Annotated in this window: 22 protein-coding genes; 6 read left to right on the plus strand and 16 right to left on the minus strand. The window is 45.7% G+C overall.

What is annotated here, in order from left to right; genetic code table 11:
- The first annotated feature begins 185 nt into the window (after window positions 1-185).
- The gene (glsB, locus tag R7E42_RS19180; RefSeq protein ID WP_005381007.1) at window positions 186-1,106 is read left to right on the plus strand and encodes a glutaminase B; all 921 of its coding nucleotides are present in this window, start codon (window positions 186-188) and stop codon (window positions 1,104-1,106) included.
- 90 nt (window positions 1,107-1,196) lie between these two features.
- Here the strand turns inward: glsB and hemW are convergent, their stop codons facing one another.
- The 7 genes from hemW to R7E42_RS19215 all read right to left on the minus strand — a co-directional run bounded on the left by hemW (window position 1,197) and on the right by R7E42_RS19215 (window position 6,254).
- The gene (hemW, locus tag R7E42_RS19185) at window positions 1,197-2,375 is read right to left on the minus strand and encodes a radical SAM family heme chaperone HemW (protein WP_256895682.1); all 1,179 of its coding nucleotides are present in this window, start codon (window positions 2,373-2,375) and stop codon (window positions 1,197-1,199) included.
- 18 nt (window positions 2,376-2,393) lie between these two features.
- Window positions 2,394-2,996, minus strand: coding sequence for an XTP/dITP diphosphatase (locus R7E42_RS19190; protein ID WP_005381009.1), 603 nt, complete (start codon window positions 2,994-2,996; stop codon window positions 2,394-2,396).
- A gap of 118 nt (window positions 2,997-3,114) precedes the next feature.
- The gene (locus R7E42_RS19195; RefSeq protein ID WP_318072922.1) at window positions 3,115-3,546 is read right to left on the minus strand and encodes a DUF4426 domain-containing protein; all 432 of its coding nucleotides are present in this window, start codon (window positions 3,544-3,546) and stop codon (window positions 3,115-3,117) included.
- Between the two features lie 128 nt (window positions 3,547-3,674).
- Entirely contained in the window at window positions 3,675-3,965 is a 291-nt protein-coding gene (yggU, locus tag R7E42_RS19200; RefSeq protein ID WP_005393980.1) for a DUF167 family protein YggU, read from the minus strand.
- Window positions 3,965-4,522 (minus strand): YggT family protein, encoded by a 558-nt coding sequence (locus R7E42_RS19205; RefSeq protein ID WP_005381012.1) that lies wholly within the window; start codon window positions 4,520-4,522, stop codon window positions 3,965-3,967. Before R7E42_RS19205 ends, yggU begins: the two co-directional genes overlap by 1 nt.
- A gap of 52 nt (window positions 4,523-4,574) precedes the next feature.
- Window positions 4,575-5,393, minus strand: coding sequence for a pyrroline-5-carboxylate reductase (proC, locus tag R7E42_RS19210; protein ID WP_318072923.1), 819 nt, complete (start codon window positions 5,391-5,393; stop codon window positions 4,575-4,577).
- Between the two features lie 159 nt (window positions 5,394-5,552).
- The gene (locus R7E42_RS19215; protein WP_213886906.1) at window positions 5,553-6,254 is read right to left on the minus strand and encodes a YggS family pyridoxal phosphate-dependent enzyme; all 702 of its coding nucleotides are present in this window, start codon (window positions 6,252-6,254) and stop codon (window positions 5,553-5,555) included.
- Window positions 6,255-6,282: 28 nt separating this feature from the next.
- Here R7E42_RS19215 and R7E42_RS19220 point away from each other — a divergent pair, with 28 nt between their 5' ends.
- Window positions 6,283-7,323 carry a type IV pilus twitching motility protein PilT gene (locus tag R7E42_RS19220; protein ID WP_005381015.1) on the plus strand — a complete coding sequence of 347 codons (1,041 nt, stop codon included), beginning with the start codon at window positions 6,283-6,285 and terminating at the stop codon, window positions 7,321-7,323.
- A gap of 30 nt (window positions 7,324-7,353) precedes the next feature.
- Window positions 7,354-8,460: a PilT/PilU family type 4a pilus ATPase gene (locus R7E42_RS19225; protein WP_262639256.1), complete on the plus strand. Its 1,107-nt coding sequence runs from the start codon at window positions 7,354-7,356 to the stop codon at window positions 8,458-8,460.
- Window positions 8,461-8,521: 61 nt separating this feature from the next.
- Here the strand turns inward: R7E42_RS19225 and ruvX are convergent, their stop codons facing one another.
- The 8 genes from ruvX to metK form a co-directional block, all read right to left on the minus strand.
- Window positions 8,522-8,947 (minus strand): Holliday junction resolvase RuvX, encoded by a 426-nt coding sequence (gene ruvX, locus R7E42_RS19230; RefSeq protein ID WP_005381017.1) that lies wholly within the window; start codon window positions 8,945-8,947, stop codon window positions 8,522-8,524.
- Between the two features lie 35 nt (window positions 8,948-8,982).
- Window positions 8,983-9,546 carry a YqgE/AlgH family protein gene (locus R7E42_RS19235; protein ID WP_318072928.1) on the minus strand — a complete coding sequence of 188 codons (564 nt, stop codon included), beginning with the start codon at window positions 9,544-9,546 and terminating at the stop codon, window positions 8,983-8,985.
- Window positions 9,547-9,674: 128 nt separating this feature from the next.
- Window positions 9,675-10,625 (minus strand): glutathione synthase, encoded by a 951-nt coding sequence (gene gshB, locus R7E42_RS19240; RefSeq protein WP_005381021.1) that lies wholly within the window; start codon window positions 10,623-10,625, stop codon window positions 9,675-9,677.
- Between the two features lie 13 nt (window positions 10,626-10,638).
- On the minus strand, window positions 10,639-11,370 hold the full coding sequence (gene rsmE / locus R7E42_RS19245; RefSeq protein WP_154205024.1) for a 16S rRNA (uracil(1498)-N(3))-methyltransferase: 732 nt from the start codon (window positions 11,368-11,370) through the stop codon (window positions 10,639-10,641).
- A gap of 113 nt (window positions 11,371-11,483) precedes the next feature.
- Window positions 11,484-12,179, minus strand: coding sequence for a deoxyribonuclease I (gene endA / locus R7E42_RS19250; protein ID WP_237307055.1), 696 nt, complete (start codon window positions 12,177-12,179; stop codon window positions 11,484-11,486).
- 150 nt (window positions 12,180-12,329) lie between these two features.
- Window positions 12,330-12,827: a SprT family zinc-dependent metalloprotease gene (locus tag R7E42_RS19255; protein WP_005381025.1), complete on the minus strand. Its 498-nt coding sequence runs from the start codon at window positions 12,825-12,827 to the stop codon at window positions 12,330-12,332.
- A gap of 68 nt (window positions 12,828-12,895) precedes the next feature.
- Window positions 12,896-13,693, minus strand: coding sequence for a DUF2189 domain-containing protein (locus R7E42_RS19260; RefSeq protein WP_318072924.1), 798 nt, complete (start codon window positions 13,691-13,693; stop codon window positions 12,896-12,898).
- Window positions 13,694-14,095: 402 nt separating this feature from the next.
- Window positions 14,096-15,250: a methionine adenosyltransferase gene (metK, locus tag R7E42_RS19265; RefSeq protein ID WP_005381027.1), complete on the minus strand. Its 1,155-nt coding sequence runs from the start codon at window positions 15,248-15,250 to the stop codon at window positions 14,096-14,098.
- Window positions 15,251-15,565: 315 nt separating this feature from the next.
- On the opposite strand from metK, the gene tkt reads away from it, so the two are divergent.
- Window positions 15,566-17,560, plus strand: a complete 1,995-nt coding sequence (tkt, locus tag R7E42_RS19270; RefSeq protein WP_005381028.1) for a transketolase — start codon at window positions 15,566-15,568, stop codon at window positions 17,558-17,560.
- A gap of 91 nt (window positions 17,561-17,651) precedes the next feature.
- Here the strand turns inward: tkt and R7E42_RS19275 are convergent, their stop codons facing one another.
- Window positions 17,652-18,545, minus strand: a complete 894-nt coding sequence (locus tag R7E42_RS19275; protein WP_017633561.1) for a LysR family transcriptional regulator — start codon at window positions 18,543-18,545, stop codon at window positions 17,652-17,654.
- A 140-nt stretch (window positions 18,546-18,685) separates the two neighbouring features.
- On the opposite strand from R7E42_RS19275, the gene R7E42_RS19280 reads away from it, so the two are divergent.
- Both R7E42_RS19280 and epd read left to right on the plus strand, forming a co-directional pair.
- Complete coding sequence (locus R7E42_RS19280; RefSeq protein ID WP_053306783.1) at window positions 18,686-20,644, plus strand: ligand-gated channel protein; 1,959 nt, start codon at window positions 18,686-18,688, stop codon at window positions 20,642-20,644.
- 135 nt (window positions 20,645-20,779) lie between these two features.
- Entirely contained in the window at window positions 20,780-21,817 is a 1,038-nt protein-coding gene (gene epd, locus R7E42_RS19285; protein WP_005384545.1) for an erythrose-4-phosphate dehydrogenase, read from the plus strand.
- Window positions 21,818-21,906 lie beyond the last annotated feature (89 nt).

Below are 21,906 nucleotides of genomic sequence, written 5' to 3' on the forward strand. Positions count from 1 at the left end.
GTACTTTCAGAAGAGCCTTACATCGGTTATCTTCACCGTGTTGATCAATCTATCAACCGCAATATTATTGTGGCAGTAAAACCATAATCGACTTGAGTCGAACGAACCCTATGGAAAAGCCAACGACACGTTGGCTTTTTTTACCTCTGAGCTCAACGAGTTCTCTTGTAAATAGAAGGTAGAGAATGAAACCGACAGTGGAAATTTTGACAGATATTTTGGCGGAAGTACGCCCTTTAATCGGCCAAGGTAAAGTGGCTGATTACATTCCTGCTCTGGCAAAAGTACCCAGCAACAAGTTAGGTATTGCGGTATACACCAACGAAGGTGAGGTTATTAAGGCGGGTGATGCCGATGAACCTTTCTCTATCCAATCTATTTCAAAAGCATTGAGCTTGACGTTAGCGATGTGCTTGTACAAGCAAGAAGAAATTTGGTCTCGAGTGGGAAAAGAGCCTTCGGGGCAGGCATTTAATTCGCTAATCCAGCTAGAAATGGAGCAAGGTATTCCTCGTAATCCATTTATAAATGCTGGAGCGATAGTAGTGGCGGATTTGTTACAAACTCGCTTATCTGCGCCTCGTCAGCGCCTGTTGGAGTTTGTGCGTCAGCTTTCTGGTGATACCCATATTGTGTATGACAAAGTCGTTGCGGCATCCGAAATGATGCATGGTGACCGTAATGCGGCGATTGCATATCTCATGCGTTCGTTTGGCAACTTCGAAAATGAAGTGATTCCAGTACTACAAAACTACTTCCACGCTTGTGCGCTGAAGATGAGTTGCGTCGATTTGGCTAAAACGTTTAGCTATTTAGCAAACAAGGGCACATCGGTACAAACGGGTAAGCCTGTAGTTTCTCCTGTGCAAACCAAACAACTTAATGCACTGTTAGCAACGTGTGGCTTGTATGATGGCGCGGGCGAGTTTGCTTATCGCGTTGGTATGCCTGGTAAGTCTGGTGTTGGTGGTGGCATTATTGCGGTAGTACCTGGTGAAATGACCATTTCAGTATGGTCTCCAGAGCTTGATCCTTCAGGTAACTCGCTTGCTGGTACTAAGGCGCTTGAGCTGCTCTCAGAGCGAATTGGCCGTTCAATTTTCTAATGTTGGAAATGTGTCAACCTTATTTAGGATGGTACTGTTTCTAAATAAAAAGCCTCTCAATTGAGAGGCTTTTTTTGTTTTGGGGTTGCGTTAGTCTTCGCTTTCTTCGGCCATAAAGGCTTCGAGCAAATCATTAAGGAAGAGCTTCCCTTTTTCAGTAATTTGCCAGTGGGTAGGCGTTTCACTCAGGTAGCCCATTTCTATCGCCCAGTTGATGGTTTCTTGAATCGTACTAAGCGGTAAGCCCGTGGTGTCCACGTAATCTTGCTTCGGACAGGCTTCAATTAAGCGGAATCGGTTCATAAAGAACTCGAATGGACGATCTTCATCCGCGACGACATGTTCCGTATGCAGATAAGGTTTGACCATATTTTGATAAGCCGCTAAATAGCCTCGCGGGTGTTTTACCTTGGTCGTTCGAATAATACGTCCGTCGGTAAAACTGAGTTTGCCATGAGAGCCACAACCGATACCAAGGTAATCACCAAAGCGCCAGTAGTTGAGGTTGTGCTGACACTGATAGCCCGGCTTGCTGTAACCGGAGATTTCATATTGCACATAACCCGCGGCTGCAAGTTTTTGGTGTCCGAGCTCGAAAATATCCCACAAGTCATCATCGTCAGGTAGCGTTGGTGGCTTGTAGTAAAACATGGTGTTTGGTTCGATGGTCAACTGATACCAAGACAAGTGCGGCGGTGCCAACTCAATCGCTTTGTCCAAATCTGCCAAGGCTTGTTCGATGCTTTGATCAGGTAAGCCGTGCATGAGATCGAGGTTAAAGCTGTTCAAACCGATTTGGTGCGCCAGCTTAGCAGCATTGACGGCTTCGTCTTGGCCGTGAATGCGCCCCAAACGCTCAAGCTTCTGCTGCTCAAAGCTTTGTACGCCGATAGAGATACGCGTTACACCAGCTTTGCGGTAGCCAACAAAACGCTCTGCTTCGATGGTGCCTGGATTCGCTTCCATGGTTATTTCGATTTCAGGCTTGAACGGGATACGCGCTTCAATGCCCTTAAGTAGACGCTCGATGCCTTCTGCCGAAATCAAACTCGGCGTACCACCACCAATGAAGATTGAATGCAGTGGACGTGGCGCTTCGTTAAGTCGGTATTTCTCAATGTCGGTATCCAAATCTTCTAAAAGGGCACTGATGTACTCTTCTTCTGGAATCTCGGTTTTGAGCGCGTGAGAGTTAAAGTCGCAATACGGGCACTTTTGCACACACCACGGGATGTGTACATACAAGCTGAGTGCTGGGGGCGTTAACATGGTCTAATTCGCTCGTGATTACTGAGACACTTGCTCAGACAGTTGAGCAAACAACGACTTGAGCGCTTTACCGCGGTGAGACAGTTGTTTCTTACGTGCAGGTTCAAGTTCGGCTGACGCACAGTTGTCTTCAGGAACAAAGAAGATTGGGTCGTAGCCAAAGCCATTTTCACCGTGTGCTTCAGTTAGAATTCGGCCTTCCCATTTACCGTGACAGACGATAGGCGTTGGGTCGTTCTCGTGACGCATGAGGACTAATACACAGTGGAAACGTGCTGTACGCTCTGCTTCTGGTACGCCTTCCATTGCCGCTAGCAATTTTTCTAGATTCTCTTGATCAGATGCGCTCTCGCCTGCGTAACGTGCAGAGTAAATGCCCGGAGCGCCTTTTAAGAAATCGACTTCTAAGCCAGAGTCATCTGCAATCGCAGGAAGCCCTGTTTCTTGTGCGGCATGGCGAGCTTTAATGATTGCGTTTTCAATGAAAGTTGTACCCGTTTCAGCTACTTCCGATACATTGAATTCACTTTGCGCTAATACTTCAAAGCCGAAGTCAGACAACAAATCTGCCATTTCACGAACTTTGCCTTGGTTACCAGTTGCTAGCACAATTTTTTTCATGGGAATCTCTTTTAATAGTGATAGAGGAGAACAAATCGTTCTCCTCTAGATATTCTTTAACTAATAAGTGGTTTTTAGCCTGCTTAGATCCAAAAGCTTTTGGAACATCACAACCCAATTACTCTTCAACATAAAACTTCTGGGTGAATTTAAGCTTACCTGAGCCTTTGTTTCCAGCTTTTACGTCAATATCGAAAGTAAAAGTTTCTTCGTGGGTAATTGGTAGTTCGGCTAAATAGTATATCGCATTGCCTTCTTTGACTTCACGAAAGGTCAAGGTCTGAGTTTGGCCGATAAGGTTCTTCGCGCGTCCAGCAATTTTTGCTTCTAATGCTGGCTTACCCAATGAAGCTCTATCTAACACGCTAATATTAACCACAGCGAGGTATCCATTACGTTTGATATCGTAGTTACGTGCGACTTTGGGTGTTAGGAATGTTGAGTTAAACGCGACATAGTGTACTTCGATATCTTTCATATTTTTAAACTGATCGGCGAAGCTTGGTAACGACAACAGGCTAATCAGTAATGCGGTAATCCATTTGCTCATTGTTACTTCCTCAAAGCACTTGTTATAAAACAACCAAAGCTGCAATTTTACCTTGGTCAGGGGGTAAAAAATGCGTACTCAGTCGTTGGTATTAGTAAGTGTGGTACAAAATCGTAAATAAAAAGCCATCATAAGATGGCTTTAATTTCTGTCGGTATCTGGGTAGGCGATTCTATCCGAATTTGTTTGTGCCGTCCTAATTCACCTTTTTCTATGTGAACCAAGCCCTTAGCGATTTTAAACTGCTTGGCTAAGAACTTAGTTAGGTGTGCATTAGCTTTGCCATCGACAGGTGGAGCAGTAATGGCGATTTTTAGCTCTTCACCATGCAAGCCAACGATTTTATCGCGGCTAGCTTTAGGTTGAATATAGAGCTTCAGGATGATGTCCTCACCATCTTGCCAAACTGCAGCTGACATTATAGCTGGAACCAAATTGGACCAATGATATCGCCCATTAAGAAGTTCGCGAACTGCAAGCCGATAAATAACACTAGTACGCTTAAATCAAGACCACCAATAGCCGGAAGAATACGACGGATTGGAGCGCACATTGGCTCGGTCAGTTGATGGAATACGTACTCGATAGGGCTGCGGCCTTGGCTTACCCAGCTCAAAATTGCACGGATCAATAGTACCCAGAACAATAGGCCACCTGCGGCTTTGATTAATGATAATAAGCCCAAGAATAAGAAGTCAGCGCTGAAAGAGACGGAACCGTTCGAAGCTATTAGGATAAGCACGACAAATTTAAGCACACACAACACGTAGGCAAACAACACGGTTGCTAGGTCAATATTCCCCACGGAAGGGATAACGCGGCGCAATGGACCAATGACCGGCTGAGTCGCTTTTACTATAAATTGCGAGAATGGGTTGTAGAAGTCTGCGCGCGCAGCTTGCAACCAAATTCGCAAAATTACGACCATGATGTACAGGTCAAATAGGGTTGAGATGAGAAAACTCATTGAATTCATAAGGTACCCTTAACAAGTGATGGATGATACTAAACGGAGTTCATCCAAATAATTAAAACAGTTTTTCCATTTCTTCCGCGCGAGCCACAGCAGCTTGCATGGCTTTAGCGACAATATCTGAAAGTTGATGTTCGTTGAATGTACGCAGTGCTTCTGCCGTTGTCCCACCTTTCGAAGTTACGTTCTCACGCAGGGTCGATAGCTCAGTTTCTGGGTTGCTAACCACCATACTGGCCGCGCCCAGTGCAGCTTGCTGAACCAATAGTCGAGCAGTCTCTTTATCAAAGCCTTGCGCAATCGCTTCTGCTTGCATCGCTTCCATAAACAGGAAGAAGTATGCTGGAGCACTGCCCGCTGCGGCAATCACATTATTGATACCTGACTCTTGCTCAACCCAACATACTTTACCGACCGCTTCCATTAACTCTGCGGCAAAAGCTTTGTCGTGCTCGGTTACATAAGTTGGTGCGAATAACCCACTCATACCCAACCCAAGTTGTGATGGCGTATTTGGCATAACACGAACCAAGTTCAATTTGGTGGCTAGCATATCATCCAATCGAGAACAGTTGATGCCTGCGGCAATAGAAATCACCAGTTTATTAGTGAAATCGATCGATTGCAGTGGTTTACAGACATCCGCCATCATTTGCGGTTTCACAGACAATACCACCACATCCGCCTCGGTCGCAGCTTGGATGTTATCGCTGGTGGTACGGATGCCAAAATCTTGTTCTAGCAGAAGGCGGCGAGCCTCTGAAGGAGCCGTCGCGGTAATGTTTTGCGCTGGGTATCCGTTAGCAACCAAGCCTGAAACAATGGCTCTCACCATGTTGCCAGCACCAATGAAGGCGATTTTTTTATGTTCCATTTGTCTGATTTCCATCATGATATTTAGAATTTGTTGTGCGCTCAGGTGTATAATGGCGCCGCTGTTACTTACTGCTCCTATTGGCGAGTAAGATGATTGCGCACTTACGCTCTAACGATTGACGACATAACTTATGTCGCGAGTGAGCGTTTTGTTGATTTAGCTGTAGTCTCGTGCGCCGAAAATAGCGGTTCCAATACGAACCATTGTACTACCAGCTTCGATTGCAGCGGTCATATCACCACTCATTCCCATTGATAATGTATCGATTTCTGGGAACTGTGCTTCGAGTGTTTGCTTCAACGTAGCCAACTTCTGAAATTCACGGAGCTGTGATTCGTAGTCAGACACGTTGGCAGGAATCGACATCAACCCTCTTAAAGTGAGGTTGGGTAGGCGAGAAATCAACTCCGCCAGCTCGAATACTTCCGCTTCAGTGACACCAGACTTAGATGTCTCACCACTGGTGTTAACCTGAATCAGAACTTGTAGCGGTTTAAGTTCGCTTGGCCGCTGATCATTCAGGCGTTGAGCAATCTTGGTTCGATCGATGGTGTGAACCCAATCGAAATGTTCAGCAACAAGTCGCGATTTATTCGATTGAATCGGGCCAATGAAGTGCCATTCGATTCGATTATCTGGATAATGCTCGGCAAAGTGCTGAACTTTACTGACGCCCTCTTGAACGTAGTTTTCACCAAAGGCGGTTTGTCCCGCTTGGTAGGCTTCGAGAATTGCCTCGACAGGTTTAGTTTTGCTTACCGCTAGAAGTTGCACTGACTCTGGAGTTCGACCACATTTTTGCTCGTCATATCGAATTTGAGAGGTGATATGTTCAATATTTTGTTGAATACTACTCATAGCTGTACTTTAGACTTAAGGATTTTAAATGGATATCACTGAGTTACTGGATTTTAGTGTAAAACATAATGCCTCGGATCTACATCTTTCTGCAGGTGTCCCACCAATGGTTCGTATTGATGGGGATGTGAGAAAACTAGGCATTCCAGCGTTTACACACCAAGAAGTGCATCGTTTGGTTTTCGAAATCATGAACGATGCCCAACGCAGTGAGTTCGAAGAAAAACTCGAAGTCGATTTCTCTTTTGAGTTGCATAACGTTGGCCGTTTCCGTGTCAACGCTTTCAACCAATCTCGCGGTTGTGCGGCAGTATTCCGTACCATTCCAAGCAGCATTCCAACTCTGGAAGAGCTAGAAGCGCCAGAGATCTTCAAAAAAATTGCGAATGCTGAAAAAGGCTTAGTTCTGGTCACTGGCCCAACAGGTTCAGGTAAATCGACGACCTTAGCAGCCATTGTTGACTACATTAACCGTAATCACAACAAGCACGTACTCACAATTGAAGATCCGATTGAATTTGTTCACAACAACAATAAATGTTTGATCAACCAGCGTGAAGTTCACCGTGACACCCATAGTTTCCAAAATGCTTTGCGTAGTGCATTGCGCGAAGACCCAGACGTTATTCTGGTTGGTGAGATGCGTGATAAAGAAACCATCAGCCTTGCCTTAACGGCGGCAGAAACGGGTCACTTAGTTTTCGGGACGTTGCACACCAGCTCGGCGGCAAAAACCATTGACCGTATTATCGATGTATTTCCTGGTAGTGATAAAGATATGGTCCGCTCGATGCTATCTGAGTCTCTTCGTTCGGTTATCGCGCAAAAGCTTCTGAAGCGTAATGGTGGTGGACGTATTGCATGCCATGAAATTATGATGGCAACGCCTGCGATTCGTAACTTGATCCGCGAAGACAAAGTCGCGCAGATGTATTCGATCATTCAAACAGGTGCGGCTCATGGCATGCAAACCATGGAGCAAAATGCTCGTCAGTTAATGGCGCAAGGCATGGTTGCTCGTGAAGAGGTCGATAGTAAGATCGGATTAGAAGTGCAGCAATTCTCGTAACGTTCATACAGATAATGGTGAATACGGAAGATGGATCTAGATAAATTTCTCGAAGGCATGCTGGCGCTGAAAGCGTCGGATCTTTACATCACGGTTGGAGCGCCAATTCTATTTCGTGTGGATGGCGAATTGCGTCCGCAAGGGGAAAAACTTACCGAGAGCGATGTGGCTGCATTACTCGACAGCGCTATGGAACCAGATCGGCGTCAGGAATTTCGTAAAAGTCGCGAGTCGAATTTTGCCATTGTGAGAGATTGTGGTCGCTTCCGTGTGAGTGCCTTTTTTCAACGCGAGTTACCAGGCGCAGTGATTCGTCGTATTGAAACTAATATTCCTACTTTTGAGCAGTTAAAGTTACCGTTAGTGTTGCAAGATTTGGCGATAGCTAAGCGTGGTTTGGTGCTGGTGGTCGGTGCTACTGGTTCGGGTAAATCGACCACTATGGCGGCGATGACAGGCTATCGAAACAGTAATAAAACCGGGCACATTTTGACGGTCGAAGATCCGATCGAGTTCGTGCATGAACACAAGCGCTGTATCGTGACTCAACGTGAAGTTGGGTTAGATACGGAAAGCTATGAAGTTGCGCTTAAAAACTCGCTGCGCCAAGCACCAGATATGATTTTGATTGGTGAGATCCGTAGCCGTGAAACAATGGAATACGCGATGACCTTCGCCGAAACGGGTCACCTGTGTATGGCAACGTTGCACGCCAACAATGCAAACCAAGCTTTAGAGCGCATTCTTCACTTGGTACCGAAAGATCAAAAAGAACAATTCTTGTTCGACTTGTCGATGAATCTGAAAGGCGTGGTTGGTCAGCAGCTGATCCGAGATAAAAGTGGGCAGGGACGTCATGGTGTATTTGAGATCTTGCTAAATAGCCCACGTGTGTCGGATTTGATTCGTCGCGGAGATTTACATGAGTTGAAGTCAACCATGGCTCGCTCAAATGAGTTTGGTATGCTGACGTTCGATCAATCTCTTTATAAGTTAGTGATGCAAGGTAAGATCAGCGAAGAGGATGCACTACATAGTGCCGACTCGGCAAATGATCTGCGCTTGATGTTGAAAACGCAGCGTGGTGAAGCATTCTCTACGGGCAGTTTGGCGAACGTTAAGATCGATATGGATTAATCCAATCCAGAAACAAAAAAGGTTGGCAGGAGCCAACCTTTTTTCATTGTGCTTGAAGTGTTTACTCACCCCAAAGGGCTTCAAACCAGCTTTCTAGAATCACCACTGCTGACTGGCAGTCAACATTACCTTTCGATAGGGCTTTGTAGCCGCCCATGCTGAACAACTCCGCACGAGCTTCTGCTGTAGATAAACGCTCATCATGCAGTTCAACTGGCAATCCGTATCGGCCTTGCAGACGCTTAGCAAATTTTCGTGCACGAGGGGTTATGGTCTCAAGGTCTTTACCATGCAGATCGGTCGGTAAACCGACCACTAGCAAATCTGGTTGCCACTCTTTGATTTGCTTTTCGATATCGTCCCAGTTTGGAATACCGTCATTGGCTTTAAAGGCTTTTAATGGGGAAGCTGTACCAGTAATTTCTTGGCCAATAGCGCTACCAATGCTTTTGGTTCCAAAGTCAAAAGCCATAATTGTGCGTGACATAAGGTGTCTCTATCTAATGTAACTGTATATTTGGACTAAGCATGTCCAGAGTCTGCTGAAAGGTGACTTGGGTCGATGCCCAGCTTTTCGACCGCTTTCTTCCAACGCTCGTTGATTGGTGTATTAAAGATAATTTCAGGCGTCGCTTCAATGGTGAGCCAAGAGTTTTCGACCAGCTCACTTTCTAATTGGCCTGCACTCCAACCGGAGTAGCCAAGTGCCACTAAGTAATCACTTGGTTCTGCTTCTGTTCCTAACACCGACAGAATATCACGCGAAGTGGTTACCGCGAGGTCATCGGTCATTTGGACGCTGGACTCGTAGTAATCTTTGGGTTTATGCAAAATAAAACCACGATCTTCCGAGATTGGGCCGCCATTGTAAACTGGTCTATCTAGACTGGCTTCAATTAGGCGCGGGTGTACTGGCTGAACTTCCACCTGCTTGAGCATGTTGCCGACGGTGATATCAACAGGAGCATTGATCATCAGCCCCATAGCGCCGTCTTCGTTGTGCTCACAAACGTAGATCACGCTGTTTTGAAAGTACGGATCTTTCATCCCAGGCATGGCAACCAAAAAGTGATTTGTGAGATTCATACTCATATTGACCCTTAACTCTCGTAAATGCCCTTAAGCAAACATCATACAGTTTATCATCTAGGTATGTGCATGAGTTTGCTTAAGTTAATGTACTACGCTCTCTATTAACTGTAATACAGTTTGAGTTATTCGCCTTTTACTCGACGCTCAATCGCATCCATCAGTTTGCCTGTGATTGAGATATCAAAAGCAGCTTCAATTTCGCGAATACAGGTTGGGCTGGTGACGTTGATTTCTGTTAGCTTGTCGCCAATTACGTCAAGGCCAACAAAGATAAGGCCTTTTTCTTTCAGTGTCGGAGCAACGGTTTGCGCAATTTTGAGGTCGGTTTCGCTTAGCGGACGAGCTTCACCAGTACCACCAGCGGCTAGGTTGCCGCGCGTTTCGCCTTTAGCAGGAATGCGTGCTAGACAGTAAGGCATGGGTTCGCCATCTACCACTAAGATACGTTTGTCACCGTTGCTGATATCTGGCACGAAGGTTTGCGCCATTGCGTAGTTTTGACCGTGGTTAGTCAATGTCTCGATGATCACAGAGACGTTTGGATCGTTTTCCTTCACACGGAAGATGGACGCGCCACCCATACCATCAAGCGGTTTCAGGATGACATCACCATGTTTTTCACGAAATTCTTTAATTTTTTCTGCTTTTCGCGTCACGATAGTTGTAGGTGTCAGCTCTGGGAACCATGCTGTAAACAGCTTTTCGTTACAATCACGTAAGCTTTGAGGCTTGTTAACGATCAGTGCACCTTGTTCTTCTGCACGCTCAAGGATGTAAGTCGCGTAGATGTATTCAGTATCAAACGGAGGATCTTTACGCATTAGCACCGCGTCTAGCTCAGACAGTTCGATAGTTTGCTCTGATTTGAACTCGTACCAACCGTTTGGATCTTCTTTTAGTTCCACCACTTTAGTATCTGCAATGGCAACGCCTTGATCGAGATGCAGATCATTCATTTCCATGTAGTGGATTTCATAGCCGCGTCGTTGCGCTTCAAGCATCATGGCAAAGCTAGAGTCTTTTTTGATGTTAATGGACGAGATTGGGTCCATTACGATACCGAGTTTGATCATTATTTTTCTCCGTTTAACCAAGATCGCCGAAACGAACTTGTAAGGCTGTAATTGCTGTCAGAGCCGCTGTTTCGGTGCGCAGAACGCGAGGGCCGAGTAGCGTTTCTTCAAATTGGTATTCTCGAGTCATCTCGATCTCTTCAGACGATAAACCGCCTTCAGGACCGATCAGTAGGCGCACTTTTTCAACCGGGGTTGGCAAAGTGTTGATTGAGTATTTAGCACGAGGGTGAAGGTTAAGCTTTAAACCATCGTACTCTTCTTGACACCACTCTTCCAAGCTCATAATTGGACGAATTTCGGGCACGACATTACGCCCACATTGCTCACAGGCACTGATGGCGATTTTCTGCCATTGCGCGAGTTTTTTCTCAAAACGCTTTTGGTCAAGCTTGACGCCACAACGTTCAGAAATCAGAGGAGTGATGGTATTGACGCCAAGTTCAACAGACTTTTGGATGGTGAACTCCATCTTATCGCCACGTGAAATGACTTGACCAAGGTGCAGATCTAAAGGGGATTCAATACTGCTTTCTACACGCTCGGTGATGTTAACCAAAACTGATTTCTTGCTGACTTCACTGATAACCGCTGGGAACTCTGCGCCACTGCCGTCAAAAAGGAGAACGTCTTGGCCTTCTTTCATGCGCAAAACACGACCGATATGGCCTGCTGCGTCGTCACTTAAAGCAAGTGAGCCAAGTTGATGAATGGTTTCTGGATGATAAATTCGAGGGGTACGCATGAGATTTCCAGCAAGAGAATAAACTTAAACCCTAACATGGATGCTTTGCACTGAAAAAACAAGGGGCAAGAAGCGTTTCAATATCAGTAATTGAAACGCTTCGAGGTCGGAGGTTACAGTGCGCGGCAGGCTTCTTGAACAAATGGGTTGTTATTGCCCTGTACTTTTGCAATGCGCTCGTCACGCTCACATTCCCATTTATCGACAGGATAGGTTTTGTTCCAAGCACTCATTAATTGCGTTTGCTGCTTCGACAGTTTGAAACCGTACTCTTTGCTCATGTATAGATAGGTACGAGCAATTGAGCCACGCGCACGGTCTGGTGGCATGACTTTACGCTGCTTAAAGTTCACTTGCATCTCACAGCGACCATAACTCACGCCATCCATACCGTTCCATTGGCTGAAGTTGTAGTTCGAACGGTCACCGTTTACTTCACCAATAGCAGGAGTTAGGTTGTGCAAGTCTGCTTCCATCAAACGAAAAGTTTTGTCTTTTTTCTTACAGTTTTTACGTCCGCCATCTTGCCAGCATTGACGCTGGTGGCCAAATTGCCACGCAGGAACAACGTGCTCCCATTCGATTCGTGCAGCCCGTTTTTCTTGTTTACGGACTTGGTAACCGCAAGAGGCTAAATCGGGTAAGCCTTTCTTGCCTTGCCATTGAATGTTACAGCCACAGTAGAAGCTTGTTGGGTGGTCTTGATAAATTTTGACCGCCTCACGTTTGGCTGCAGAGAATGAGCTCGGTGGCGCGGCAATCGCAGTGCTAGAAAGCGCGATAAGCAACAGAGAGAGTAAGTATTTCATGATAAAAGTCTTTATAAAGTATGACTTTATTCATGATAACACGCATAAAATAGCTTTAGTGATGAGTAAGTTAACAATAATTGGCGAAGGTAAGGTTTTGATCAACTCGATCTTTATTTTGGGAACGCAAGTAACACTATGAGGTAAGGGCTACGATAATTGAATGCCGGTGAAGTTAAGTGGTTGGCGGCATTTTTGACAAGAGTACGTCGCCTCTTTGCGCAGAACTTTATTATGACGGCGAATCGATAGAGGGTAGGTCATACAACCACAACGATACTCAAAGGTTTTACCTTGAACGGATTTTACTTCAAAGCTGTGAGTGGTTTTGGCTGGTACGTTAAACACGGCTTCCATGACGCCTTTCCATTCTTTACCGTGAGGCCTAACTCGCCCGTAAACCTGATAAGTAATCAGGTGTGCTACTTCATGAGGAATGACTTCATCTAAGAATGCTTGGGTGTTTTCGCGAAATAAAACAGGGTTTAGGCGTACTTGATTTAATTGAAGGTAGGCTTTTCCTGCCGCTTTCCCACGGACGTCGAAGGTGATTGTTGGAATCGGGAAAGAACGTTTGAAAGCTTGTTCTGCCATCGCGATACAGCCCGCCATCACTTGCTTGGCTTTATAGCTGAGTTCTATATCCACAATTCACCTCGATAAATCAAATAAAAAAGCCCCCGCATTTGCGAGGGCCAGATCATAGCATCAGTTAATTATGGTGTGTGTTTTTTCTTGATGGTGGCATGGTAAGCGTGCCATGTACCGTAGCCTAGAATTGGCATGGTAAACAACATTCCGACCCCGTAGGTCGCAAAGCCGATAAGAATACCGCCACAGATGATCGCTGCCCAAACAATCATTGCTGGAATGTTGGATTTCACGGCATTAAAGCTGGTAAATACAGCGGTCATCATGTCTACGCGACGCTCCATCATGAGCGGAATAGAAAAGGCTGAAATGCTAAACACCACACAAGCCAAAACAAAGCCAACTAAAGAGCCGATGACAAGGAAGGGTAGGAACTCACTTAAAGGTGCCCCTTGAACAGAAGGGTAGAGCGCATGAAGTAGAGCGGCAATGCGCATCCAAAATATCATACACACTGCGAGTAACACGGCGAACGCCCATTGAGATGTTGAGTTACGACCGATCGCTTTCATTGAATGGAACAAGCTTGCTTTGTGTCCGCGCTCTCTCTCCCAACTGGCATCATACAAGCCCAGCGCGAGAAACGGACCGATTAACATGTAAACAATCAAACTGGGCATGACGACTAAGTGTGTGCCTTGCCACTGTACGAGCAAAACAATGCCTATCGCAGCAGCCATAAAACAGATGCCATAGAAAGCACTAATAAGCGGCATTCGCACGAAATCATGCAGACCTAATGCGAGCCAATGAAAAGGTGCAGAAAGATTGACCGTATTGCACGGTATGGTTCTGGCGTATTCGTTGTCTGGCACTTCCTTTCGTTTGTTGTGGAAGTCCGATGGATTAACAGTTCGAGGCATAACTCCTCCTTGATTTATTCCCACATTATCCGCTTATACCAACTGACAGCGGTTTTTGTTCAGTCAAACTTGAAGCGACTTTTTCAAGTTTACATCTGAGCATTGGCTTAGTTTGGTATCGGCCATAAAGATGCCTGACTCATGTCTTTACTTAAGTGTTGCTTCCACAGTCGCCAGCATCCGACGTCTCTATTTAAATTGGAGTTAACAATATTTTAACTATTGGCGGAGATGGGATAATTTACAAATAATTGCTTAAAATTTATTCGGTATAAAAATGAGGGAGAAACAGGACTGCTTTGTGGGGCAGGGCGGTATGAGCCGAAATGGCTGGATAAAAGTTGCTGAAAATAAAAAGCCCCCGCCATAGGCGAGGGCTTGATTGATTCTTGCTTGGCTTGATTATTTGATGCCAGCGAAATCGCGTAGAAGTGCAGCTTTGTCTGTCGCTTCCCACGGGAATTCTTCACGACCGAAGTGACCGTAAGCCGCTGTCTTCTTGTAGATAGGTTGAAGAAGGTTAAGCATTTCTTGTAGACCGTATGGACGTAGGTCGAAGAATTGACGAACCGCTTCAATGATGATGTCGTGAGATACTTTCTCAGTACCGAACGTTTCCACCATGATAGACGTTGGATCAGCAACACCGATTGCGTAAGAAAGTTGGATCTCACAACGGTCAGCCATGCCTGCCGCTACGATGTTTTTCGCTACGTAGCGTGCTGCGTATGCTGCACTACGGTCAACTTTTGATGGATCTTTACCAGAAAACGCACCGCCACCGTGACGAGCTGCGCCGCCGTAGGTATCTACGATGATCTTACGACCAGTTAGACCACAGTCACCCATAGGACCACCGATTACGAAGCGACCGGTTGGATTAATGAAGAAGTTTGTTTCTTTGTTGATCCACTCAGAAGGTAGCACTGGCTTAATGATCTCTTCCATTACCGCTTCACGCAGGTCTGAAGTTGAGATTGAGTCACAGTGTTGAGTTGAAAGAACAACCGCGTCGATACCAACGATGTTACCTTGATCGTATTGGAATGTTACCTGAGATTTTGCATCAGGACGCAACCAAGGTAGTGTGCCGTTTTTACGAACTTCTGCTTGCTTTTGAACAAGACGGTGAGAGTAAGTAATTGGCGCTGGCATTAGTACTTCAGTTTCGTTACAAGCGTAACCAAACATGATGCCTTGGTCGCCTGCACCTTGTTCTTTAGGGTCAGCTTTATCAACACCTTGGTTGATATCTGGCGACTGTTTACCGATTGTGTTTAGTACCGCACAAGAATCTGCGTCAAAGCCCATATCTGAATGTACGTAGCCGATTTCACGAACGGTTTCACGAGTTAACTCTTCGATGTCTACCCATGCTGAAGTCGTGATTTCACCACCCACCATTACCATACCGGTTTTAACGTAAGTCTCACATGCAACACGAGCCTTTGGATCTTGCTCTAGAATCGCGTCAAGAACCGCATCAGAAATCTGGTCTGCAATTTTATCTGGATGACCTTCTGATACTGACTCAGAAGTAAACAGGTGCTTAGCCATGTTAGCTCCACTATATCTGGTTTAAAACTGGGGAATGATAAACTCTCCAGCGCAAATTAATACTAATTTTTGTAGGTGTATCTACATCTAGACGTCTATTCTAAATTTGATTGCTCGAATTACAAGCTCTTTTTTGGTTTTTGTTATAACCAAACGTTTGCCTGATTTATTGATAATTTTAAGAACCTCGAACGATTTGGCGCGAAAGGTGCAATATTTGTGAGGTTTTGGACTGGAAAACGTTTGCACACCCAACAGGGCTTTGAGAGAATTATGACCTACTTTTCGTTTCGCTTAATGTACTCAGGAGCAGACATGTCGTCTCGTAAACATCTTGCCAATGCAATTCGTGCTCTAAGCATGGATGGTGTTCAACAAGCTAACTCAGGCCACCCAGGCGCACCAATGGGTATGGCTGATATCGCTGAAGTTCTTTGGCGCTCTCACCTAAACCATAACCCTTCAAACCCAGAGTGGGCCGACCGCGATCGCTTTGTGCTGTCAAACGGTCATGGGTCAATGCTTATTTACTCTCTACTGCACTTAAGCGGTTACGAGCTATCTATTGACGATCTGAAAAACTTCCGTCAATTGCACTCAAAAACCCCAGGTCACCCAGAGTACGGCTACGCGCCTGGTATCGAGACAACAACTGGTCCTCTAGGTCAAGGCATCACTAACGCTGTTGGTATGGCGATCGCAGAGAAAGCACTAGCGGCACAGTTCAACAAAGAAGGTCACGATATCGTTGACCATTTTACGTATGTGTTCATGGGTGACGGCTGTCTAATGGAAGGCATCTCGCATGAAGCATGCTCTCTTGCTGGGACGTTAGGTCTAGGCAAACTGATCGCGTTTTGGGATGACAACGGCATTTCTATCGACGGTCACGTTGAAGGCTGGTTCTCTGACGATACACCTAAGCGTTTTGAAGCGTACGGCTGGCATGTAATCCCAGCAGTCGATGGTCACGACTCAGACGCGATCAACGCAGCAATTGAAGCAGCAAAAGCGGACCCACGTCCTACGCTTATCTGTACCAAAACAATTATCGGTTTCGGTTCTCCTAACAAGTCTGGTTCGCATGACTGTCACGGTGCACCACTAGGTCACGATGAAATCCAAGCGGCTCGCGAATACCTAGGTTGGGAGTACGGCCCATTTGAGATCCCGGCAGATGTTTACGCTGAGTGGGATGCAAAAGAAGCGGGCGCCGCGAAAGAAGCAGCTTGGAATGAAAAATTCGAAGCATACGCTGCAGCTTACCCTGCTGAAGCGGCAGAGCTTAAACGTCGTCTAAACGGCGAACTTCCTGCACAGTGGGAAGAAAAAGCGAACCAAATCATTGCTGATCTTCAAGCAAACCCAGCGAACATTGCATCACGTAAAGCATCGCAAAATGCACTAGAAGCGTTTGGTCAAATGCTTCCTGAGTTTATGGGTGGTTCTGCTGACCTAGCGCCTTCTAACCTGACCATGTGGTCTGGTTCTAAGTCTCTAGAAACGGAGGACTTCTCTGGCAACTACATCCACTACGGTGTACGCGAATTCGGTATGACTGCTATCATCAACGGTATCGCATTGCACGGTGGTTTCGTTCCTTACGGCGCAACATTCCTAATGTTCATGGAATACGCTCGTAACGCAATGCGTATGGCTGCGCTGATGAAAATTCAGAACATCCAAGTTTACACGCATGATTCGATCGGTCTTGGCGAAGATGGCCCAACTCACCAACCTGTTGAGCAAATGGCGTCTCTACGTGTAACTCCAAACATGAGCACATGGCGCCCATGTGACCAAGTTGAGTCTGCAGTTGCATGGAAACTAGCGATTGAACGTAAAGATGCACCAACTGCACTTATCTTCTCTCGTCAAAACCTAGCGCAACAAGAGCGTACTGCTGAACAAGTCGCAGACATCGCGAAAGGTGCTTACATCCTGAAAGATAGCGAAGGTAAGCCTGAGCTAATCCTTATCGCAACAGGTTCTGAGGTTGAGCTTGCAGTGAAAGCCGCTGAGCAACTAACTTCAGAAGGCAAGAAAGTACGCGTTGTTTCAATGCCATCAACAGACGCATTCGACAAACAAGACGCTGCTTACCGTGAATCTGTACTGCCATCAGACGTAACGGCACGTATCGCTATTGAAGCGGGCATTGCGGATTTCTGGTACAAGTACGTAGGCTTCGACGGTCGCATCATCGGTATGACAACATTCGGTGAATCAGCACCTGCTGGTCAGCTATTCGAGATGTTTGGCTTCACGACTGAAAACGTAGTGAACACAGCTAAAGAATTGCTAGCGTAATTGCAGGACCGTCTAAACAGTCGAACGTAAACGACGATTGTTAAACGCTAAAGTTAGAAAGGCCATCATTATGATGGCCTTTTTATTTTTGTCAGGTTTTCCAACCTTGTGGAATGCTTTGGTGAATGCAGTCTAAAAGTACGGATAAGCGCAGTGGTGGTCGTCCTGCTGGTGTATAGCAGTTAATGGAAATAGGCTCAGAAAGCCAACCTTCTAAGCAAGGTGTGATTCGCCCTGGGTGATGTTTCTCATAGCCGCATGCTGTCCAAGTCGGCAGCAGTCCAATACCATGACCATTCGCGATACTGTCTATTTGCATTGCTATGTTGTCGCTGTATAAGCGACTAACAAAGGGTTCTAAAAAGAACTCACCGTGTTGAGGGTGTGCTAGCATCAATCCATTTTCTTGCACTGAACCAAAATCGATCCATGGATGTGCTTCAAGTTCTTTGGGGTGCGGTATAGGCCCATGTTGTTTTAGATAATTTGGAGAGGCAAAAGGCGTATAGCGAAATACCCCCAGCACTTCTTTTCGCCAGTCTAGCTCTTTACGTTCACCGAGCCAGATGAACAAATCTGGGTCATGATGCGCCTCAGAAAAGTCACTGGTAAGTTGAACTCTAACATCGGGATTATCAGCAAGAAAACGATTGAGTACGCCGCCGAGCCAGCTTCTAACTAAGGCAGTATGACAAACAATATGCAGTGGCCCTGAAACTTGGTTCGTTAAACCTTGCAGTGCATCATAACTCTCTTCGCTTAACTCAAGAATCTGGCGGCTGTAGTGGGCAAAGATTTCTCCAGCTCTTGTCAGAACTAATCGATTACCTTGTCTGGCGGTTAGAGCCTGACCGAAGTCTTCTTCTAATTGTGCCAAGCGACGACTTAGCGTTGATTTTGGCTGATTAAGGGCTTTAGCAGCGGCTGTCAAACTTTTATGCTGATTGAGCGCATCAAAGGCTCTAATTGATGCTAAGTCGTGCATATTTCTTTTACTCCTTACTGCGTTATGTACGAGTTCCATAAATGGAAAGAACCGTTCCATAACTCTCACTATGCATCTCATTCTATTTGTGAATAATTCACTTTCGAAAATAATAATCATTATCAATTATGGAGATGTAGATGTCTACTCTTAGACTGCCAGTTATTACCGCAACTGGTATTTTAGCCTTCGTCAGTGTCCCTCATGTTTTTGCCAATGATGCAGTTTCTAAAATGGAAACAGTGGTTGTAACTGCATCAAGTTATGAGCAATCTCAAGCGGACGCGCCTGCAAGTATTAGTGTGATTTCACGTGAGGAGTTGGACTCCCGTTATTACCGCGATGTGACTGATGCACTAAAAAGTGTGCCAGGTGTTGTCGTGACAGGTGGTGGTGATACCACCGACATTAGTATCCGTGGTATGGGTTCTAAATACACTTTGATACTGGTCGATGGTAAACGTCAAAGTACGCGTGAAACTCGTCCAAATAGTGACGGCCCTGGTATCGAACAAGGTTGGTTACCTCCTCTTCAAGCGATTGAGCGAATCGAAGTTATTCGTGGCCCAATGTCGACGCTTTACGGTTCTGATGCGATTGGTGGTGTGATTAACGTCATCACACGAAAAGATGCGCTAGAGTGGACGGGTAATGTTCAACTGGGCACGGTACTACAAGAGAATAGTCGCTCAGGGGGAGAGCAGAGCGCGAACTTTTTCGTTAATGGTCCGTTGGCTGAAAATTTATCTCTCCAAGTATATGGTCAGTACACAACCAGAGAAGAAGATGACATCGAATACGGTTATGAAGATAAAGATATGCAGAGTATCTCTTCAAAACTGACTTACCAGATTAATGATCGCCACTCGGTGCAATTAGAGGGCGGCACGTCGGCACAAAGTCGTCGTGGCAATGTGGGCCTTTCAGTGCCGACCACAGGGTGTCGTGGTGGGTGTGAAGATTCACTGAATGAATATCGTCGTAATTACGTAACGGTAAGCCACAACGGTGATTGGGATTCGGTGGGAATTTCAGATACTTACTTACAGCGAGAAGAGAGCGAGAACAAATCTCGTGAGATGACGATCACCAACACCACGTTCAAATCGAGCTTGGTGACTGGTATTGGAAACCATACGTTGACGACGGGTGTGGACGCTACTCATGCAGAGCTTGAGGATTTCACCTCCAACAAAGCGTCATCGAAGACTGAAACATCGAATACGCAGTGGGCTGTTTTCATTGAAGATGAATGGAGAATTGCTGATCCGTTTAGCGTTACGCTTGGCGGCCGTCTAGATCATGACGAAAACTATGGCGCGCATTTTAGTCCGCGTGTTTACGGTGTATGGCGAGTTGATCCGTCTTGGACGGTGAAAGGCGGTGTGGCAACAGGTTTCCGTTCTCCACAATTACGTGAAATTACTCCTGGCTGGGCGCAAGTCAGTGGTGGCGGTAATATCTACGGTAACCCAGATCTTGACCCTGAAACGTCGCTAAACAAAGAAATCAGCGTCTTGTATCAAGGTGATTCTGGCTTAGATGTCTCTTTGACAGCGTTCCATAACGAATTCAAAGACAAGATCACACGTGTTGTTTGTCCAGACACTATCTGTACTGATGGTCCAAACCAATGGGGCGCAGATCCAACGTACCGTATTAACGTGGATGAAGCCGTCACACAAGGTATTGAAGCGACCTTAGCATCGCCGTTAACGGAAACCATTTACCTTAGCTCGAGCTACACATTTACCGACTCAGAGCAAAAAACAGGTGAATACAAAGGCATGCCGCTGCAGCAGTTACCAAAGCATCTGTTTAATGTGGATGTGACTTGGCAAACGACAACAGATCTAGAGAGCTGGGCGAAAGTCACGTACCGAGGTAAAGAAATGGATCCGGTTACTGGCCCATCAAGAAACAGTATTGTAGAACCAGCTTATACCTTTGTGGACGCTGGTGTGACATACCAGTTAACCGACAATACTCGTATTAAAGGCGCTATCTATAACTTGCTGGACGAGGAAATCAGTTACGAAGAATATGGATATATTGAAGATGGTCGTCGCTACTGGTTAGGTTTAGACGTCGCATTTTAATTATCTATCGTTGTAATAAGGTCGAGCATAGTCTCGACCTTTTTTAATCCTGCTTTACTTTGATTCAACAGGTGCGTTTGTCAGCCTGATCAGGTAGTATCTGTGACACGAAATTTTTGGTAGGGCGAAGGATAAATGCTAAAGGTTGCGATCAATGGATTTGGACGTATAGGTCGTAATGTTCTGCGAGCGGTGTATGAAAGCGGAAAACACCAGCAGATCAAGGTTGTGGCGGTAAACGAACTAGCACAGCCAGAGGCGATGGCACACCTACTGCAATATGACACCAGTCATGGTCGCTTTGGTAAAAAAATTTCCCATGACCAAGAACATTTGCATGTTCATCATGACAGCGGTGAATATGATTCCATTCGCATTCTCCACCTCTCCGAAATCGAATTACTTCCTTGGCGTGATTTAGAAGTTGATATCGTCTTGGATTGCACTGGCGTATTTGGTTCGCAAGCGGATGGGCAAGCGCATATAGAAGCAGGCGCGAAGAAAGTACTGTTTTCGCACCCGGGCGCAAACGACCTAGATAATACGATTATCTATGGCGTGAACCACGAAACTCTGAAAGACGAGCACCGTGTTGTCTCCAATGGCTCTTGCACCACCAACTGTATCGTTCCCATCATTAAAGTATTAGACGAAGCCTTCGGCATAGAGTCTGGCACCATTACCACAATTCATTCGTCCATGAACGATCAACAAGTAATTGATGCGTATCATAACGACTTACGCCGTACCCGCGCTGCAAGCCAATCTATTATTCCGGTGGACACTAAGTTGCATAAGGGGATTGAAAGAATCTTCCCGAAATTTTCCAACAAATTCGAAGCAATTTCTGTTCGTGTTCCAACGGTTAACGTCACTGCAATGGATTTAAGTGTCACAATTAGTACAAATGTGAAAGTTAATGACGTAAATCAAACCATTGTTAACGCATCTCAGTGTACATTACGTAACATTGTTGACTATACTGAATCGCCACTCGTTTCCATCGACTTTAACCACGACCCCCATAGTGCGATTGTGGATGGAAGCCAGACTAGAGTGAGTAACGGGCAACTCGTAAAAATGCTCGTTTGGTGCGACAACGAATGGGGCTTTGCTAACCGGATGCTGGATACTGCCTTAGCAATGCAAGCTTCTTCGCAAGTGGAACAGTAATGACGAAGAAGTGATGGAGAATTTTTATTTCTAGCCTTGAAATAAATCCATAATATCTCCATATCTATAACCAGTTTGAAGAATTAACA

It is taken from the genome of Vibrio sp. Vb1337 (assembly GCF_033338715.1).
In the GTDB taxonomy this organism is placed as follows: domain Bacteria; phylum Pseudomonadota; class Gammaproteobacteria; order Enterobacterales; family Vibrionaceae; genus Vibrio; species Vibrio alginolyticus.

Coding starts and splice junctions, on each gene's coding strand:
- glsB (WP_005381007.1), top strand. CDS start 186: ATGAAACCGACAGTGGAAATTTTGACAGATATTTTGGCGGAAGTACGC.
- hemW (WP_256895682.1), bottom strand. CDS start 2,375: ATGTTAACGCCCCCAGCACTCAGCTTGTATGTACACATCCCGTGGTGT.
- R7E42_RS19190 (WP_005381009.1), bottom strand. CDS start 2,996: ATGAAAAAAATTGTGCTAGCAACTGGTAACCAAGGCAAAGTTCGTGAA.
- R7E42_RS19195 (WP_318072922.1), bottom strand. CDS start 3,546: ATGAGCAAATGGATTACCGCATTACTGATTAGCCTGTTGTCGTTACCA.
- yggU (WP_005393980.1), bottom strand. CDS start 3,965: ATGTCAGCTGCAGTTTGGCAAGATGGTGAGGACATCATCCTGAAGCTC.
- R7E42_RS19205 (WP_005381012.1), bottom strand. CDS start 4,522: ATGAATTCAATGAGTTTTCTCATCTCAACCCTATTTGACCTGTACATC.
- proC (WP_318072923.1), bottom strand. CDS start 5,393: ATGGAACATAAAAAAATCGCCTTCATTGGTGCTGGCAACATGGTGAGA.
- R7E42_RS19215 (WP_213886906.1), bottom strand. CDS start 6,254: ATGAGTAGTATTCAACAAAATATTGAACATATCACCTCTCAAATTCGA.
- R7E42_RS19220 (WP_005381015.1), top strand. CDS start 6,283: ATGGATATCACTGAGTTACTGGATTTTAGTGTAAAACATAATGCCTCG.
- R7E42_RS19225 (WP_262639256.1), top strand. CDS start 7,354: ATGGATCTAGATAAATTTCTCGAAGGCATGCTGGCGCTGAAAGCGTCG.
- ruvX (WP_005381017.1), bottom strand. CDS start 8,947: ATGTCACGCACAATTATGGCTTTTGACTTTGGAACCAAAAGCATTGGT.
- R7E42_RS19235 (WP_318072928.1), bottom strand. CDS start 9,546: ATGAATCTCACAAATCACTTTTTGGTTGCCATGCCTGGGATGAAAGAT.
- gshB (WP_005381021.1), bottom strand. CDS start 10,625: ATGATCAAACTCGGTATCGTAATGGACCCAATCTCGTCCATTAACATC.
- rsmE (WP_154205024.1), bottom strand. CDS start 11,370: ATGCGTACCCCTCGAATTTATCATCCAGAAACCATTCATCAACTTGGC.
- endA (WP_237307055.1), bottom strand. CDS start 12,179: ATGAAATACTTACTCTCTCTGTTGCTTATCGCGCTTTCTAGCACTGCG.
- R7E42_RS19260 (WP_318072924.1), bottom strand. CDS start 13,693: ATGCCTCGAACTGTTAATCCATCGGACTTCCACAACAAACGAAAGGAA.
- metK (WP_005381027.1), bottom strand. CDS start 15,250: ATGGCTAAGCACCTGTTTACTTCTGAGTCAGTATCAGAAGGTCATCCA.
- tkt (WP_005381028.1), top strand. CDS start 15,566: ATGTCGTCTCGTAAACATCTTGCCAATGCAATTCGTGCTCTAAGCATG.
- R7E42_RS19275 (WP_017633561.1), bottom strand. CDS start 18,545: ATGCACGACTTAGCATCAATTAGAGCCTTTGATGCGCTCAATCAGCAT.
- R7E42_RS19280 (WP_053306783.1), top strand. CDS start 18,686: ATGTCTACTCTTAGACTGCCAGTTATTACCGCAACTGGTATTTTAGCC.
- epd (WP_005384545.1), top strand. CDS start 20,780: ATGCTAAAGGTTGCGATCAATGGATTTGGACGTATAGGTCGTAATGTT.